The sequence below is a fragment of the Xanthocytophaga flava genome (assembly GCF_030068545.1).
Taxonomy (GTDB): Bacteria; Bacteroidota; Bacteroidia; order Cytophagales; family 172606-1; genus Xanthocytophaga; species Xanthocytophaga flava.
In genome coordinates this window covers 171500-189272 of sequence record NZ_JASJOR010000019.1, presented here as the reverse complement: position 1 = coordinate 189272, position 17773 = coordinate 171500, and the positions used below count along the sequence as shown (strand labels likewise).

Genomic DNA, 17773 nt, shown 5'->3' with positions numbered 1-17773 from the left:
GAATAGCCTACTCAACATATCTATGTTTCTTTTAGGGCTCTTACAAGGGGTGAATAGTTTACTAACCAAGTATTTTATTCAAAATTGTACTTTTTCTTAACCTTTACAAGATATGAGCTTCTTTCAGTGTAATAAAACGAGGTTCTGACATATAGTATTCATTCGTTAGTTCAATAGTGTATTTATATCCAATTCATGGATAATAAAGCCTGGCAATCAGGGGAATCCTCCACACCGAATGCCGTATACCTTTTGGTAAAAGTCAATTTGCTATCCGCAATCTGATAGTGATTGATTACATAACGAATATCTCCCTCATCATTCTCTTCTCTGTACATCCATGCAAAGGTGGAATCTTCTACACATTGCCCTAACTCTACCAAACAATTATGATAAGCATCCACTGGATTGTAAACTGTATCAGTGTGCAGATATATTGTTTGCCTGGCCAAGTCTACTTTTATGAACATAGCTACTCGTCCTCCATAATCCGGAAGGTCATGTTTTGCCACAATGGATTCTGCACTCTTCCCCATACCTGATTGTATATTCAGTTGTACATCAAATTCTCGAAGGCAAGGAGATAATTGGCAGCAAAAAATAGATTCATGTATCATTGATTTGACTAAGCAAAGTAAAAAGATAGTATTGTTTACTAAATCATAGGTAAAGAGACCACACAACAAGATGAATCTATTCTGTGGCCTTTACTTAAGACTTATCTACAACCAGGCACCTTCTTCAGAAGCATTAGCGTATCCTTCTGCATTTGCCAGCAAGCTACCAGCAATAAAGGATAAAAACTTTCGGCGTTCAGGGGTCGCAGCACCAAAACACCCACCTTCTTCAATACTATATTGAAGTGTATCTACCCATACTTCTCCTTCAAACTCTCCATTCATAACCAGATACAATCCATCCTGGCTATCACTATATCCAAGAAACAGACATCCCAGTTCATGAGAACCATCAATCGCAAATAACTCTTGTAGAGTATTCCCTCTATGCAGAATTTTCTTTCTTTTCAAGTATTTGATTAACTCTTCCACTCCATCTCCTTCATCTTCTTCTCCTTCAAAATAATAATCCAGCATCACCCAAGCCTTAATTTTCCAATAATGGTTAATGTCATGTATTTTATCAGCTGTAATAGGGAACGGGGTTTTCAAGATCTGAATGGCATTCTTCTTTTTTTCCATCACAATCGGATTCCCCCAGCAAAAATAGCTGCCTCCCCCCTCTCCTATTTCCATCAGATACACTTTCAGTTCGTCTGGTAGCTGAATCTCGTGTTTGGTCTGATAGGTTGCAATTTGTTTTTCAGACCAGGGTTTGAGTGAGTAATCTGTTTCTGAAGCACTATCTACCTGATTCCGCATCTTTTCCCATCCGGACTCATAATACTGTTTTCGTAATCTAACAGCCACCATTCGTTGTTTAATCAGGTTAAGCACATCTGCATGTTGCACTACCAAAGGATGTGCTGGATTCAAAAACTGGTTTACTACCTTTGTCTGTTCTTCTTTAACTAGTTGCTCAAACGCTTTTTTGTCATCCTTTGCTTTTTTGATGGCGGCTTTCTCTTGTTGCTTCTTCTTTTGTATCCATTGCAGGTAGGGCTCTGTCTCTTTCAGATCATCAAAGTCTGTATGTTCAGGATGTGCTGTCAGCGTCTGATATATAATAGCATAAGCTTCATCTTCACGATTTAACTTGAGTAGCAGCCGTGCCTTGGTATCATGAATGTATTTGCGATTATCCCAGTCTAAATGCGTAAATCCGGCAACCACATATCCTTTCTCCAGAACCATCAGTGCATGTTCCAGCCTGTCCTTATCTGAGATGTATAGATATGAAAGCCATCCTACAGTATTAGCCTGTTGACTTAACATATCTTTTTGCCATTCTATCCAGACCTGTTCACCAAGAGAGGAAAAGATATCGACACATTTCTCTGCTTGTGTCAGCAAAGCTTCCAGATACAGTTTCCGATAGCGTAAATCGTCTGGGTATTTATCCAGAATAGTTTTCCAGATTCTGAACTTCCAGTCTTCCAGAACAATCTGGGCATTGGATTGATAGAGAATGTAGATTTCTTTAGCGTAAGGTGGAGATGGTATATCTTCCGCATCATTTAGATTGATAGGTAGGCCGTTATTCCGTTCATCTATTTTGACATAAGATAGAGAAGAAAGCATAGTCAGTAATGTATCAATATTTTGAATAATTTCCCCTATCATTCCTACTGCTACAGACTTTTTTGGTATCTTCTGATCTAGTTCCAGACAAATACTATTGGTTTTAACATAGAGTCGCTTAAAGGTTTGTGTTTCGCTCATAGAGTGTATTGACAGATGTAGGTAATGAAAAACAAGTAAAAAGGTCCATCTTTTGCATGATATGTTAATTGGGAACTATAAGTATTGCTGTTCCAGCAGACATTTCCACAGTCTGGCGGAATCAATGACGTGGTAAGTGTGTTGGAGACCAGAGTTGAGTACTCTTTGCTGTTCCTTTTCTGATAATAACTGCCAGGGCGCAGCCTCATCAAAGACATTTTTGCCAAATTTTTCAAACAATGCTTTGTAGTCAGGGTCAGGTAATTGTGTAGTGCGGCTAGTAGAATGTGAATAGTATCCACCTATCCCCCATTCACAGGTCAGTTGGCCTTCTATGGCAAAATCAAAATGAGATACAAAAAGTATCGGCACATGCACATTACCCCATACAGTTCCTTTTCCATACATTAACTTTTCAACTCTGACATCTCCCTGTATTTCGGTATGATCACCACACACCAGAACAGCAGCATGTACATTGCCTGTTACAATACAATAACAATCCGTACCATAACTTTGTACCTGACGATGAATTGTCGGAGCAGGATTACCTGGATAGTAATGAAATTGCTGGCTCCATTCTTCTCCAAAGAGTAAGTCACCCGAATTGACCAGTTCCATATATCCACTTGTGGTCAAATCCCCTTCAACAATCAAAATACGAATACCTGAATTCCATAAGGAAAAATTGCCATCTATATGTAAATCACCTCTGTGTACAATAATATCCTGTTCTTTAGAGGATTGAATACCCGGATTCTTCGGAATAGATAATAAGGCCTGTCTTAGCTGAGGTAATTTTACTTGTTCTGCTGCTTTGTAAAACTCCTGAATAGTCAATGTCCGATTCCGAAAGCTTTTAAATTTAGAGTTTTTAGGCAGGTTGGTAAAAAATGAAGATGCACTCATAGACTTAATTGAATACAATTTATATAATCAGTTTTCCGAAAGAAGATTTTTCCTTTTTCGAACATTTTGTAAGATCCGTTTTATAAGCCACTATCGGTACTGCCTGTTAACTCAATCTCTGCCAGTCTGGGCATTTTTCTAATCACATCTGGTATTTTGTCAAATTGATTATTGGTTAAATTCAGATATGCCAAATGGTTTAGATTGCCAATAGCATCCGGAAGGGATCTAAGTTGGTTTGCAGATAAATTTAATTTGTTTAGAATCGTCAGATTAGAAATCCATTCCGGTAACTCAGTGAGATGATTTTTTTGTAATTGAAGTTCTGTTAGATTACTCAGGTTCTTAATACATTCAGGTAATGTCATGAATCTATTAGAGGATATATCCAGTTTGGTTAGATATGTCAGATTTCCCAGAGACTCTGGTAATATAGAAAGTTGGTTACCAGATAGATTTAATTCTGGTAGGCCTATTAACCTACAAATGGATTCTGGTAGTTCTGAAAACAGATTGTTTGATATATCCAAAACGCTTAATACAGTTAAATTCTCAAGAGAGTCAGGTAGGTTGGTGAATTGGTTATCTGATAAATCTAGTTCTTCCAGTTTGCACAACCTTCCTATGCACTCGGGTACCCCTATAAAACGGTTCCTGGATAAACATACATACAGCAGATCTACAAGTTCACTAATAGATTCTGGAATTTCTGTCAACTGATTATGATTCACATAAAATCCTACTAGACTTGTTAAATTACCAATAGATTGGGGCAGTCGAACAAGTTGGTTGTATTCCAAATATAACCAAACTAAGTTTTTCAGCTTGCATATCGATTCAGGTAATGAGACTAATTGGTTATGTGATAAACCCAAGGTTTCCAGTCTTGTCAGATTTCCAATAGATTCTGGTAAGATTGATAGTTGATTCTCATGAAGGCTCAAATAGGTTAGCTGAGGTAGTGTTGTAATTGGCTGTGGAAACTCAGAAAATTGATTCCTTGACAAATCTATGTATGTCAAACTTTTCAAGTTGCTAATAGAATCAGGGAGTGACCGGAGTGCATTTCTTTGTAAAGACAAACTCTCCAGACTTTTCAGATCACCAATTGGGGTAGAAAGTTCAATTAATCTATTATTATCCAGATTTAGATACGTCAAGGTAGTCAACTCCCCAATCCAATCAGGAAGCTCTGCCAGCTGATTATCTGCTAAATTCAAATGTTGCAATCTTGTTAGCTTTCCGATAAAATCAGGTAATTCTGTCAATTGATTCTGATTGATGCGTAATATCTCCAATTGTGTCAACTCAGCAATTATCTCAGGCAGTTGTGTTAGATTTTTATTACTTAAATCCAATGTTTGCCTTGAATATATATCGACAATTTTTTCTTTAAGTGGCACCTCAGGATGCTCTACTAGCCAGTGTAGCAGATACAATTGTTCAATCTGGTTAGTAAATGTATCAATATTCACCTGAAGTGATTCGGCCAGTTGCAATCCAAGCGTTACATTTTCAATCTGTCCGGAACGTAATAGCCGATATATGTTTTCTTCGTGCATAGAGGAAAAAAAGTGAAAAGTTTAATCTACTGAAGTAGGTTAATATAACTAAGGTTACACATACATATTTTGAGTTCCTACCACTTCTATTTACCAACCGATATGACCACTCCAAAATTGCTATGCAGAGGTTCTTTAAAAATTATCCACCCGACCACTTTCTATAAAATTGATCAGATTACAAAATGTTTGCTCAATAGCTTTTCTGTTTTGATCATTGTCCTGCTGACGTTTAGCCAATGCTATAATTCCTCTTTCTTTACTAATGAAACCCAAACTGTATCCCTCTTTCTTAAAATCAAGCCTGCTAGTCTGGTCAACATCTAGTATACTTACTTCAAAGCCATCCAGCTCAATAAAAGGATTTAGAAGTGTAGACAGATACCCATAGGCTTTATCAAAGTTGTCAGTTGAAAAACAATCCTGATACATTCGAAGCTTTCGAGGTGTTATGTTCATTACTGGCTCATTATGATTGAGAACTTCCATCATTAGACTCAAATCAAGGCCTGAAAAACTGCCATCAGAAGCAAATACATGTAGCTTAGGCAAAAAAACATAGTTGAGTTCATGCCAGAAATAGGTGTAGTTTCCTTTACAACCTGAATTAAAATCATTATCAATCGTGATAATGTCTGGATGAATACTTCCAAATGAAGCCCGGTCAAATTCATAAATTAAAAATAGAGCACAAATTTCTTCCTGAACAGTAAATATACCATGCTTCCACCCACCATATACCAGACCTGAAACAATACAGTTGCCTGTTATGCAGGCTTCCTTTTCAGAAATACAGACATGCCTGGCCTTCAAATTCCCTTTAATTAGAACTAATGAATCAGACATATCAAAATGACCAGATACTGTAAGATCGCCATTGATGATGACTCCCGCAACCTTATGTTGTTCACACAATAAACTCACATTCCAATCTCCTACAATGGAAACAGCAGAATCAAATGCCAGAAAATTATTTTTTCCGAAGCTAAAGTAATCAACGCTCCAGTAACTGAACAAATCATACCGGTCCCATGCTTCCGTTTCACTGATAATCTCAAAATTCATATATCAATTCGTATATGACCCTGATAAAAAAAGTTCTGTGCTTTGCATAGATAGCTTTTATTTCTGTATGATGTATTTTTTACTTAGGCAGAAAGATTAAATCTAATCTTCCATCCTGTAACATTTCGACATACTTGTATACTCTCAGACGACCATTCTACCTTATTTATGTAGACACAGTATTATTTCTGCGGTATAGTTTTAAAAGCATGTTACTATCGCTGCTTTTTTACGTCGCCTATCACAATAAAGATTCAAATTTTCTTAAAAGTCAATCTTTGCTCTCTTGCCGCAGCTGGTTAAATATAAGTTGCATAGATCGAAAAACTACGAGACAATTGGAAAACCAACTTCTAAAGACCGCTATTTCAATGTAAAAGTGGAAAAGTACAATCACTGCTAAATGTCATCACGGAAGTTTGAAGATATTTATTTAAAGCAATACCTATCTATAAATCAGAACTTGTTGGTAATTATAGCCGTGATACAGTATTCTTCCTGTGATAAGAATCTTCCTTCTTTGCTGCTAATCCTAGGTGTAGAACCATTCCCGGTTATTTTCTGAAAACCTTACATAGGTAAGTCAACTTTTTTTCAAGGCTTTTAACTCCTTAACAGATTATTCAATTTTGTAGATAATATATCTAACGATTTTGTACTTTTTTATTAACTGTTTTATGCAAAAATACAATTCCTCTTTCCTGATTGTTTTGATACTACTGACATTTTCACTTGTCTTTGCGGGTTGTAAAAAAGACGATGATGCGACAGTTGCAACAAAGGCTTTACTTACTACTGGTACCTGGAAAGGAGTTAGCTATCGGGTTTATTCTACTGCTGGTGGAAAAACGCTAATTGACTCTACAGAATCTCTTTCAAATACTACCAAAACGTTTAGTGAGAATGGAACTGTAGTAACTACAATTACAGATGGAGAGGGTAATAAAACTTCATCAACTGGTGCATGGACTCTTTCAAACGATAAGAAGCTAACAATTATAAGCTTAACCAATCCATCATACTATACAATAAAAGATATCTCATCCTCTTCTCTTGTTTTATCCAATTCTGGATCCTATACAAAAGATGGGGTAACTAGTACAGCTGAACAAACAGCTACATACAGTAAATAATACATTGTTTATATGACTAATCTACAGAATAAACTGTAGATTAGTCATATAAACAAGTTGAGAACCAGATTTCTTGAGAGACAGAAACACAAAATATTTAATTTTACCAAACAGATATTACCATAATTGAGGGAACTATTTTTGATTCCAATTATGCATTTATCTTTTACAACAGATGTGTTTGGGGCTTTACTCAAGTATGGCGACAACTCGCACTGGTGAACCATCTCCATCTTTTATTTTTAAAGGAAATCCATAAAACAGGAAAGATTGATCTACTGGTAATAGATCCAGATTTACCAAATCTGTATAAGTGATAATCTCCTGACGGAGTAATTCTCTTTCCAGGTCTGCTGTGATAACTCCTGCCACAAAAGGAGGTTGGGCGGCTATAATTTTTTCCAGTAAGTCTATATTCGCTTCTTCACGAAATACCAGTCCACATTGTTTTGGAAATATCTCCTGAGGATTAGCTACCCACGCTTTGCCACAAAACTTCTCCAGTGGAATCTTGTCAATGGTTTGACCACCCACATGCATATGTGAAAACGCATCCACATGTGTGCCCGTATGTGTTCCCATCGAAAGTTCTCGTAATTCCCACTCATGAGTCTGATAGGTATGGACTATGTTGATTCTTACTTGTGGATCTCCAGGATAAACTTCCATATTGTGATAAATGGTAGCAGAAAGATCAATGATTTTCATGAGAAGGTTTCTTAGAGATTGGCTGAATTATTTATAAGGAAGCTCAACGAGCAGATTTCTAGCGAGTCGAGGCTATTTTGACCGACGCGGTCTCATGAAGGCGCAGCACAAAATATGCCTTTGCGGCCTTATAAAAATTATCCTAAACGACTTCTATATCTATTTTGAGACATTTTTTATTTTTTTTCACTTAATGTTCTTGTGTCTGAATCACAATCGTATTTTATTTCCTCTCTGATTTTGTCTGAAAGAACTCCGTTTTCAATCAATATTTTTACTATTCCGTTTCGATGAATAGCACAATTCATTTTGCTATATAAAATTTCAAGAGGCTCTTTACATTCTTTTGTCTGGTTAGCTTTGTAAATATCTGTATATATTCCTGCCAGTTGTTCTATCTTATACTCACTGTTTGTCTTATTGGCAATTTCACTTAACAGTTTAGCGTCACCACTTTTATAATTAGAAATCAGAATTTCTAAAAAATCAATCGGTTTTTTGGTTGTTTGGACTTTGTCCAGAGCAAACTCTCTAATACTTTGGCTTTTCAGATATTTTAATGCACTAATAGCATTATCAACCATGCTGTTTTTATGGGTACGTTTCTGTTTAGCAAAGTTCAATATTATATTGCTATCATAGGGAAATCTGTAAGAGTTAAAAATGTCTAAAAGTCTTTCGATAGCTGATTTGTCAGTTTCCTCAATCAGGCGTTCTGCAATCTGATTTACTTCGTTTCCTGTAAGGTTTCTTTTCCTTCTAACTGAAATAAATGGTTTGCTGGTAAGGACTTCCTCCACTATATCTTTGTAGTGTACAAGTTCCTTTTTATGCTTTTCCCAACTTGCTTTTGTTCGTTCTACATTGTCAAGATAGATCTGTATATATTTGTTGAACCTGGCTCTCTCGTTAAGTTCTGCATACACATTTATATCCTTATGCTCTTCTTGAAAATGTCTGATAACCGAACCATCCTGCCAATCGCCAGGATTTTGTTCAATATACCTGCCATACTTTTCAGACACGTAAAATAAACCATCTAATCCATCAAGTTCCACTATTTCTGACTCTCCAACCCAGTCAGAACCTTCAATTGGATGATTTAAAAACCTGTCATATATTGCCTGTTTTGCTTCACTATCATTTTGTTGAGCATATAGTTTTGTGAGAGCAAACAAGTGGGTTAGATTCCATGTATCGTTTTGTTCTGTCGCCAAACCCAGCAAAACAGCTTTGCGAATTTTGTCTTTTTGCTTTGAAATGGAAATTATGTCAAAAATGTATTGTGCCCGATCTCCTTCAGATTGTCCGTCATAAGCATAAATATTCAAAGCACCTTTTATGATTTGATCTGAAAAGTTAATTTCCGGATTGTTTTTCAGTATCAGATAGGCTTCGCCTGTCCCACGTTTTAGTGCTTTTAAAAATTGTTGCTTTATACGAGTTGTCGTCTTCATGATATAGTTGAATTATTTTCACTCAGAATCTAATCTCCAAGTGTTTTACTCCTTTTTTTATGGGCATTCTGTTCATCCTGCTCAAACCAGCCTATGTAGGTGCCATCGTCATCAAAATCAATAATTTGCCCGTTTTTAACAATCATGCTGATGTAATTATAAGATGCTGTGCTGATTTTTATTTCTGCATATCTTCCCTCAAACGAATCGTTTTCAGAACTGATATGAATTTCTTCCACTTCACTTTTTTGGTAAGCATCTTCTGCATTGGCAACTTCGAATTCCCGTAAATGCGCTTGCAGTGTCGTTTCTCCCTCAAGAATGTCTACACCATAGTCTGCGACCTGAAAGGCAAATAAACATTCTTCCCAAAGTAGTTCCTTTACACGCTGGATTGCAGCAGGCCTAAGTGCAAGTACATCGTCCACACAGGCTACCATCTTATCTGTAATGGTTGGGGAATCGGCATTTTCAGCAAAAAATACAAAGGGGAGTGATTGTCCGAATAAGGGAACCAATAACGTAATCTTACCTATACCGTAGGAATCCCAGGTAATTTGCTGAAGTATTTCTTCTTTGTTCATGATGTATCTTCTGGCTGCTGAAAATTAAAACAAATTATCAATGGAAGCCAAAGTCATATAAAGTATCGTTCTGAAATCAAAAAGAAAAATATCTCACCAAGGCGCCTACAACCTTATCGTGTCCCATAACTTTTCTGAAAATGAAGGTTTTAGGGAAAGATCACTTTTTACCTTTTCAATCCCCTTGTTGTCCTCCTGTAAGGAACTCGTGGCAAGACCGGCGGCCTTTGGATTTGGAAAATATTCTTTCTCTACAAAACCGAACGCAGCTCTATTTGTCACAAGATTCTTTCAGAAGGACAGCAAGGGGATGCCTTTCAGGAGGACTGGGAGAGTATTTTTTCTTTACTTACAATCCATGTTTCCAGAAAAGTTACCGGACATTGCAAATCCTACAATTCATAGCAACTAGCTAAAAATCAATAACTTACACAAGAAAATATCAAAACAAAAATCTTATTTAAAAATAAACTCCTAATCCATTAGTTTTATTTACTAATTAATTAGGATTACTCCGAATCGATTAGTAGTATTGTAAAAACAAAACGAATATGCAGATATTAGCAAAACGTGAAGAGCAAATTATGCAGGTAATCTGGAATCTCGAAAAAGCCTTTGTAAAGGAAATTATCGAGCATTTGCCAGAGCCCAAGCCGCATTACAACACCATTGCCACAATGGTGAAGATACTCCAGGACAAAGGGTTTCTCAGTGCTGAAAAATTTGGCAATACCTACCGGTATGAGCCACTTATTTCGCTGGAAGACTACCGCAAGCAAGACGTGGAATCGATTCAGAAAAAGTATTTTGGAGGGTCGTTCAGCAAGATGCTCACTCACTTTGCCAAGGAGGAAAACCTGTCTGATGACGACCTGGATGAAATAGTACGCATGATCAAAGACCAGAAAAAACCTTAACCTACATCTACCTATGATTGCACTCCTGGTTAAATCATCCTTTATTCTGGGCATTGCCTGGTTGTTTTACAAGGCTGTCTTGCAACGCGAAAGCTTTTTTGCTGTCAATCGTATGTATTTCTGGGCAGTGTTGTTGCTGGCTTTCGTTTTGCCCTTTGTTTCATTGCCGCCATTGGTTACTCACCAAGGCTATCTTTCCACTATTTTTTCAGCTAACGAAGTAACGGAGCAGTCTGAGGGTACTTCTGCTGTGGTTACATCACACAGCCAACAGGCATTGCCCAAAGATACGCCTCAGGAAATGCAGAAGGAAGTGTTATCTCAACAAACAGCGAAAGAAGCTACTGCCCTTTCTGCCAAATCCGCTGGAGAAGAAACCACTTCAGCACCTAAAAGCTGGACTTTCTGGCTACTGGTACTGTACCTGTTTGGGGTAGGCATATTTACCCTAAACCTGTTGTTTCAGTTGGGTAGTGTATGGCTGAAAATCTATAGCAGCCATGATACCATATCAGACACAGGGTACACCATCGTGAATTTGCCCCAGCTAAAAGCACCCCATTCATTCTTTCGGTACATTTTTATCCATCCCGATGCCTATGATTTTGAGACGTATGAACAAATCATTTCGCATGAGAAAATCCACGTACGGTTACGCCATACCTGGGATCTACTCCTGGCCGAACTGGTAGGTATTGTACTGTGGTTTAATCCCATCATGTGGCTACTCAAGCAGGAGATGGAGAAAAACATTGAATACCAGACCGATGATCTATTGCTCAGGGGTCATGAGGTGGACAAAGAAACCTATCAATGGAGCTTGTTACAGATTGCAGCCCCGCATAAACCGCTAACTATAACTACAAACTATAATCAGTCTTTACTCAAACAACGAATTCGTATGATTAACGCGAAAAAGTCAACTATGCACAATTACTGGAAATACGCATTCATGCTTCCTCTCTTTTTTGGCGTTTTGTTAGTGATTAACAAACCCATCGAGAGCCAGGCTACTGCCCTGATTGGTTATGTTGGAGCCAGAGACCAGCAAACACCTGTTATAACTGCACCAGTAGTAAGTCCAACCCCGACACCTGTCATCACTGCCACACCTACTCCTCGTGTTACTGCTGTTACTACTCCCACAGCAACCCCGGAGGTGAATGCGAATCCGAACCTTTCGGTTAACGTAAATACTAAAACCAGCTTCTCATTTAACTTCAGAAGTGATGTAGATATGTCGACCGGGTATTGGTACGGACGTCAGGTCGACAAAGAATATTGCATTGAATTCAAGGGTGGCAACAACACCCGAACTTCCTACTGGAATATGTCGGAGTGTTTTGACAAGAGTTTGTTTGTCAAGAAAGCCAGTGATTCCTTTACACTCACACGTGATGCCGGTACCATGACCTTGCAGGGTGCATTGGATCAGGAGGTAAGTCAGGGCAAATATACTTTTGCCAAAGATGCAGGTTTTGAGTCCTATCTGGAGAAAAATGATATTACCAATACCGACAAAAACTTCTTATTCCATCTGTTTATGGGCAATGTAGATCGCAAGTATGTTGCCTTCCTGAAAGCTAACTACCAGGATATTGATGGAGAGCGGATACAGGAACTTGCTATTCATGGCATTACCCAGACCGACTATCAGCTCTACCTGAGCATGTTTGATAAATACGCTCAGAAAAAACCATCTATGCGTGAAGTGATTGAAGCTCGTATTCATGGAGTTACACAAGAATATATTCAGGAGTTACAGGAGGCGGGCTACAAAGACCTGAGCATGCGCAAAATCATGGAGCTGAAAATTCATGGGGTAACCCGAAAATACATTGATGGTCTCAAAGCTGCCGGATTTGCGGATCTGCCTGTTGACCAAATATTGGAAGCTAAAATTCACGGTATTGATGCAGCTTCTGCCAAAGACATCCGTGCGTTGGGATTTGGAGATCTGAGTTTGCGTAAAATGATAGAGTTAAAGATTCATGGCATCAATGCCGAATACATTAGCGATTTGGGCAAAGCCGGATTTAAGAACCTGGAGCTAGACAAAATTATGGAGGCTAAAATCCATGGTATCAACGCCGAAGAAGCTAAGAATATTCGTGCATTAGGGTATGGTGACATGAGCCTGAATAAGATGATTGAAATTAAAATTCATGGTATCAACTCAGACTTTATCAAAGATCTGAACAATGGGGGTTTTAAGAATCTGGAACTGGACAAGGTATTAGATGCCAAAATACATGGTGTAAATGCCAGCTATTTGAAGGACCTGGCTGATGTCGGATTTAAAAATCTGGAATTTGACAAAGTGCTGGAAGCCAAAATACACGGAGTAACTGCCGACTTTATCAAAGAAGCACGTAAAAAAGGCTACAGTCCAAAAGAATTTGATGAGTACATCCGCCTCAAAATTCATGGAATGGCTAGCCGCCGCAATTCTGATTGATTTTGATTCCACCCACTCTACCCTCCTGAAAGACATGTCCGTTCCGGGAGGGTAGAGTAGGTGTGGGTCAAATGATTCTTTTCTTTATTTTTCACTGGCACACTTTATAAGGAAGCCTACAATAAAACTAGATCTGTACTTATCAGCTATAAATATGCTACACTAACTAAATATATTATTTTTCCAGTTCCCTTTTAGCCTCTTGAAGAGCCTCAATAAATATAGTAAGATCTACTTTTTCATTTAAAGACTCTTCGAAAAATTCTACTTTCATTCTATCCTTTCCCTCTTCCATTTGGACTAGTGCAATTGGTTTATCATATATTCGAATATATGCGACAAGCTCTTCATATTCTATAGGGCTTCCAATGTTTATCTCATATTCTTTCATATCTATATTATTGACTAATATTAAAGATCTTATCGAAAACCACAAACAGAACCTGATTCAGTTACCACCAACTGTAAAAATCCAAAAATCTCTCTTTAACCTGAGCTAAAATATCTAAATCAATTTCTCTGGAATAAAAAATACGTATAGAACCTGAGCCTGTTTCAGGTTCTTCTACTTTGATCTCAAAAAATAGTTGATTCTGATGTTGTCTAATGGTAAGTTCAAAAAAATCGCTTATATCACATAAACTAATTTTCACCTGATTATGTGAGGATTTAAGTTGGTTAATAAAACTATCCCATTTTCTATTTTCAAACCAAATATCATTGGCTTGATATGTCACTACACCGGTTGGATGTTTGATTAACACAGCTATACTCATACGAAACGATGGAACATGTTCATCAATTTCGACTAGTTCCATATTTAACTCCAGTGGCCTGTTAATGGTTATAGTTGTCATACTGTTCATATAAAACTTTCTATAAAATTTCTGTTTTAACTAATCTGCAGGACGAGCATGCACTACTTTTGGTAGTTGTCCAGGGTTCTCAGGAGCACCAAATTTGAGTTCCCACCCACCTGCTTTATTCTTTCCTCATATTTAATCCCTGCTTTGGCTGCACTTTCTATTGCAGATCTAAGACTAGAAAGAAACTGTTGAGTCATAAGCCTCACAGTCTCAGGTGTGTGAGTTAACGTCTTATTTTGGAGAGTCTCTGCTATATGCTCTGTTGCATTGCCATGCACCCAATACTAATACTTTGCTCCATTTGTTAATGTTATTTCAAAAGATTTAGGTAGCTCTGAGCCAGGATAAGTGGGTTGTGTAGGTTTTATATCGTCCCATATGGTTCCGGTTTTACCTAAAATGCCACCGGTACCTGAAGGTACTAGTCCTGTAATGGCCTGAAATCCTGGAGGAGACATTGCAATTCCTGGTGCAAAAAACAGATAGAGATTACCTAAAAATCTTAATATAGGATTTGTCTGTTTGTCAGTCCAAGCTCTAATTTCCCTTGATGCCCGAAGTTGTTCAGGACTTGGACCAGCAGTACTATTTTCAGTACTTTCCTCTGAAGTATTTGATTTTTTCCCATCATCAGAAATATCTTTCTCTTTGCCTGATGTATTAGAAACCTCATTTCCTCCATCATTTTCCCCATCATCATCTCCTCCTCCAGTTGATCCAACAATAAATCCATCCTCAAACGAAGCACCACCACTGAAAGTCACATTGCCAAATACGTCTCTTCCTGGCTCGTATTTAATATCGGGAGCCATCCCATCCGGATCAGTGAAGCGTATCGGATTATTAAAACAATAGTTATAGGGCGAGAATCTACGCATCATGTCAGCAGCCGGATCAACCGCATGCCACCTACCTAATTGCACATCATACATTCTGGCTCCATAATCCATCCAGTTCAGACCAAACTCTTCCTGCTTTTCTTTTCCATTATACTGAAACTTATCATTCGGATTACCCTGTGTCTCAATGCCGACCAGATTGAGTCCCCACGGATCATAATGATTCTCATGAACAATTAGATCCCTTGTGTAACTCACAGCAACTGCTTAGAAACACAAAACCCCTGACTTATTTTCATAAATCAAGGGTTTTCGTCATTTGTTGAGGTCGCTGAACGGACTTTATTGTACTTTATAAATACCCGATTTACAGATGTAATTTAAAAGCGAGTAACTGATATAAAGATAACTAAAATCAGGGATTTTAAAAGGTGTATTTTCCATCTTTTTGAAGGATAAATATCATTTGCTATTTTAAGTAAATTAATCGTTTTATACCCCCATTTTTAGGCCCACCTCAGTTTTTCTTGTACAATAGAAAGTTGAACATAGGCGATCTCTAGAGGTATTGATGTAGCTTAGGTGATTTATTCTGGTAGATTAAATATTATTCGAGAAAGCTATCTACAGAAACAGGTTTGAACATAAATGTTCAAACCTGTTTAGCTTACATACATTCTGAAAACTGTCAACTTTAAATATGTATTATATTCAATTCAAGGCTTGCCACCCATTCAAATACTCTTGGCAAAATTATGTAACCGTTTTAGTTCAAAGGCTATTTTCTTTATCCATCTTTTTTGTTCCACCATGTCAGTTCCATGACTGGTTTCTCTATCATAAGCAATCTCATCTTTTGAATATTTCTCTAATAATACTTGAATATTATTTGCATAAATATTAAAGTCCTCTGTAGATTTCTTATGTAAAGAATCAATTGTTTGCCTTATCTTTCGGGCATACAACTCTGCGATGTCAAAATGTCCTTGTTCATGTCTTAATAAGCTTTCTGAAAGAGTATCCAAAGTCCAGGACTGTTTCTTAAGAAAATAACATCCTACTATAAAATCAGGAAAGCCAACTGATCTTTTTCCTCCTTTCACATAAATACTGGAAGCACAAGCTGCTTTTTCAAATAGAGCCTGAGGGTTAGGTGGTCCCTGAAAGTCAACCCATCGGAGCTTTTCAGTAGGATTCCATAAAATAGAGTCTACTTCTGCTTCCTTTTGCATCTGTGCAAACAAATTAGTACAAAGGATATAAAAGATAATAGTTAAATACACTTTTCTCATACTTCTGAAGTTATTTCGGATTTCGTATCTCAAAACTAACAGTAGGTTTAGTACCTCGTAAGACATTTCCTGGACCATAAATTAATTGTGTCTTGCTAACTCCTTTTTGTTTTATAAGAAAGTTATACACAGCCCTTGCTCTTGCTGTTAATACTTGTTTAGCAGTTGAAGGATTTCCATTTAATGTAGCTGATCGCTCCATTGCTATCTTGCCATGACCATACAGATCAGGATTTGGATCCTGGTTTCCATCAGAGAGTGCTATCCCATTTCCTGCAATAAGCACCTTAACATTAGGGTGATTTATTAATAGATTTACCAAATCATCTAATTTTTTTGAAACCACCTCATCCGGATCAGCAAATTTGTCAGTATTAGGTTTGAAATTGATTCTTTCATCAAAGGAATATGTCTCCCCAGATGTGATGATTGTTTTACGAAATTCCACATCTGGCTTATCATCTGGACGATTGGTTGGAGTATCATCATCATCTTCTCCATCATTAGAAGTAGGAAGTGAAGTAATATTAACCGCTAGAATTATCTGTTTAGTCTCTGGAAGTTTTGTCTTTATCTTCTTTACTTCTTTTATCTTTTTCCTAAATGGGAAGTCTCTGCTATTTCCTGTTGCAGTAATATAGGTCTGATTATCTTTTCCTTTTTCTGCATCATGCTTAGCTCTCCTTTGTTCTCGTTTCCACTTTCTTTCTCTTCTTCTTTCTGCTCTTTTTGATTTGCCATTATCTTCAGCTTCTTCTCCTGCTAACCCTGTTGGATCAGAATAAGTTATGGGATTATTATAAGAATAGACGTATGGACTAAGCATCGTAAAGAAGTCACTTAAAAGATCTATTTGATGAAACCTTCCAAGTTGAGGATCATAACTCCTGAAGAAGGTTTCAACCCAATTTAGATTGAATTCATCTTGTTTTTCCTGACCTAAAAACTGAAACTTATGATTCGGATTCCCCTGTGTTTCAATACCTGCCAGATTTAATCCCCATGGATCATAATGATTCTCCTGAACAATGAGCCTCTCTTCGTACTTGATCTCAAAGTTATCAAAATACACTTCTCCATCATTAGTATCAAAATCAGGATAAAACCTCCTAAAAATAGAAAGCCTCACATGGCTGTGAGGCTTTTACAAACAGTGAACAAACTCTTTGTTGATTCAAATGGTCTGTTTAAATGAATAATACAAGAAAATTCAATCTCTTATCCAAAAAGCACAAAACAAGATGATCGAATTAGTAAGAATGAACTTATAACCATCAATTCAACAGATTCTTTGGATAAGGATAGGGATAATTTGGTAATCTATCTACTTTATCTTTGATATCTTCCCATTTTAAAGATGCCCATGCTGGTATAAACTCACCATCAGGATCCCCCCCTAATTTGACAAGTGCATACATAGCTACTCCCAACAAATAATTTACAGTATAATATCCAAATACAGTAAGTGATAGAATATTATCCTTTTCATAAGTATAGTAAAAGTTATCGCTTGGATAATGAGGATTCTTAATCTCAAATTCACCATAAATTACTTCTAATCCAGTAATTTCGTTAATTTTTGCAATAAACTCTTCTACAGAAGGAGGAGTATTTTCAAATTTAAAATCTCTATGATATACCATG

General features: G+C 37.2%; 17 protein-coding genes. 3 read left to right on the top strand and 14 right to left on the bottom strand.

The features are described 5' to 3' along the window. Positions 1-182 precede the first annotated feature (182 nt). The 5 genes from QNI15_RS25150 to QNI15_RS25130 all read right to left on the bottom strand — a co-directional run bounded on the left by QNI15_RS25150 (position 183) and on the right by QNI15_RS25130 (position 5875). Positions 183-617, bottom strand: coding sequence for a hypothetical protein (locus tag QNI15_RS25150; RefSeq protein ID WP_314034335.1), 435 nt, complete (start codon positions 615-617; stop codon positions 183-185). Positions 618-722: 105 nt separating this feature from the next. Continuing rightward, on the bottom strand, positions 723-2339 hold the full coding sequence (locus QNI15_RS25145; RefSeq protein WP_314034333.1) for a hypothetical protein: 1617 nt from the start codon (positions 2337-2339) through the stop codon (positions 723-725). A 75-nt stretch (positions 2340-2414) separates the two neighbouring features. Continuing rightward, positions 2415-3248 (bottom strand): hypothetical protein, encoded by an 834-nt coding sequence (locus tag QNI15_RS25140; protein ID WP_314004686.1) that lies wholly within the window; start codon positions 3246-3248, stop codon positions 2415-2417. A gap of 80 nt (positions 3249-3328) precedes the next feature. Beyond that, a complete protein-coding gene (locus QNI15_RS25135; protein ID WP_314004688.1) occupies positions 3329-4810 on the bottom strand; it encodes a leucine-rich repeat domain-containing protein in 1482 nt (493 codons plus the stop codon). Positions 4811-4945: 135 nt separating this feature from the next. Further along, complete coding sequence (locus QNI15_RS25130; RefSeq protein WP_314034331.1) at positions 4946-5875, bottom strand: hypothetical protein; 930 nt, start codon at positions 5873-5875, stop codon at positions 4946-4948. Between the two features lie 677 nt (positions 5876-6552). Between QNI15_RS25130 and QNI15_RS25125 the strand changes: the two genes are divergently transcribed. After that, complete coding sequence (locus QNI15_RS25125) at positions 6553-7008, top strand: lipocalin family protein (protein WP_314004692.1); 456 nt, start codon at positions 6553-6555, stop codon at positions 7006-7008. Between the two features lie 189 nt (positions 7009-7197). On the opposite strand, the gene QNI15_RS25120 is transcribed toward QNI15_RS25125, so the two are convergent. From QNI15_RS25120 to QNI15_RS25110, 3 genes are all read right to left on the bottom strand, one after another. Beyond that, positions 7198-7716 carry a cyclase family protein gene (locus tag QNI15_RS25120; protein WP_314034329.1) on the bottom strand — a complete coding sequence of 173 codons (519 nt, stop codon included), beginning with the start codon at positions 7714-7716 and terminating at the stop codon, positions 7198-7200. A 176-nt stretch (positions 7717-7892) separates the two neighbouring features. Further along, the gene (locus tag QNI15_RS25115; RefSeq protein WP_314034327.1) at positions 7893-9173 is read right to left on the bottom strand and encodes a hypothetical protein; all 1281 of its coding nucleotides are present in this window, start codon (positions 9171-9173) and stop codon (positions 7893-7895) included. A gap of 29 nt (positions 9174-9202) precedes the next feature. Then, positions 9203-9757 (bottom strand): hypothetical protein, encoded by a 555-nt coding sequence (locus tag QNI15_RS25110; protein ID WP_314034325.1) that lies wholly within the window; start codon positions 9755-9757, stop codon positions 9203-9205. Positions 9758-10308: 551 nt separating this feature from the next. Here QNI15_RS25110 and QNI15_RS25105 point away from each other — a divergent pair. Both QNI15_RS25105 and QNI15_RS25100 read left to right on the top strand, forming a co-directional pair. Continuing rightward, the gene (locus QNI15_RS25105; protein ID WP_314004700.1) at positions 10309-10674 is read left to right on the top strand and encodes a BlaI/MecI/CopY family transcriptional regulator; all 366 of its coding nucleotides are present in this window, start codon (positions 10309-10311) and stop codon (positions 10672-10674) included. Positions 10675-10687: 13 nt separating this feature from the next. Continuing rightward, the gene (locus QNI15_RS25100; RefSeq protein WP_314034323.1) at positions 10688-13132 is read left to right on the top strand and encodes a M56 family metallopeptidase; all 2445 of its coding nucleotides are present in this window, start codon (positions 10688-10690) and stop codon (positions 13130-13132) included. Positions 13133-13307: 175 nt separating this feature from the next. Here the strand turns inward: QNI15_RS25100 and QNI15_RS25095 are convergent, their stop codons facing one another. The 6 genes from QNI15_RS25095 to QNI15_RS25070 form a co-directional block, all read right to left on the bottom strand. After that, positions 13308-13523 carry a hypothetical protein gene (locus tag QNI15_RS25095; protein WP_314004704.1) on the bottom strand — a complete coding sequence of 72 codons (216 nt, stop codon included), beginning with the start codon at positions 13521-13523 and terminating at the stop codon, positions 13308-13310. 61 nt (positions 13524-13584) lie between these two features. Continuing rightward, positions 13585-13989 carry a hypothetical protein gene (locus QNI15_RS25090; protein WP_314034321.1) on the bottom strand — a complete coding sequence of 135 codons (405 nt, stop codon included), beginning with the start codon at positions 13987-13989 and terminating at the stop codon, positions 13585-13587. Between the two features lie 293 nt (positions 13990-14282). Next, positions 14283-15095 (bottom strand): RHS repeat domain-containing protein, encoded by an 813-nt coding sequence (locus tag QNI15_RS25085; RefSeq protein WP_314034319.1) that lies wholly within the window; start codon positions 15093-15095, stop codon positions 14283-14285. A 476-nt stretch (positions 15096-15571) separates the two neighbouring features. Next, complete coding sequence (locus QNI15_RS25080; protein WP_314034317.1) at positions 15572-16129, bottom strand: DUF922 domain-containing protein; 558 nt, start codon at positions 16127-16129, stop codon at positions 15572-15574. 10 nt (positions 16130-16139) lie between these two features. Next, positions 16140-17258: an RHS repeat domain-containing protein gene (locus QNI15_RS25075; protein WP_314034315.1), complete on the bottom strand. Its 1119-nt coding sequence runs from the start codon at positions 17256-17258 to the stop codon at positions 16140-16142. Between the two features lie 145 nt (positions 17259-17403). Continuing rightward, positions 17404-17772, bottom strand: coding sequence for a hypothetical protein (locus QNI15_RS25070; protein WP_314034312.1), 369 nt, complete (start codon positions 17770-17772; stop codon positions 17404-17406). Position 17773 lies beyond the last annotated feature (1 nt).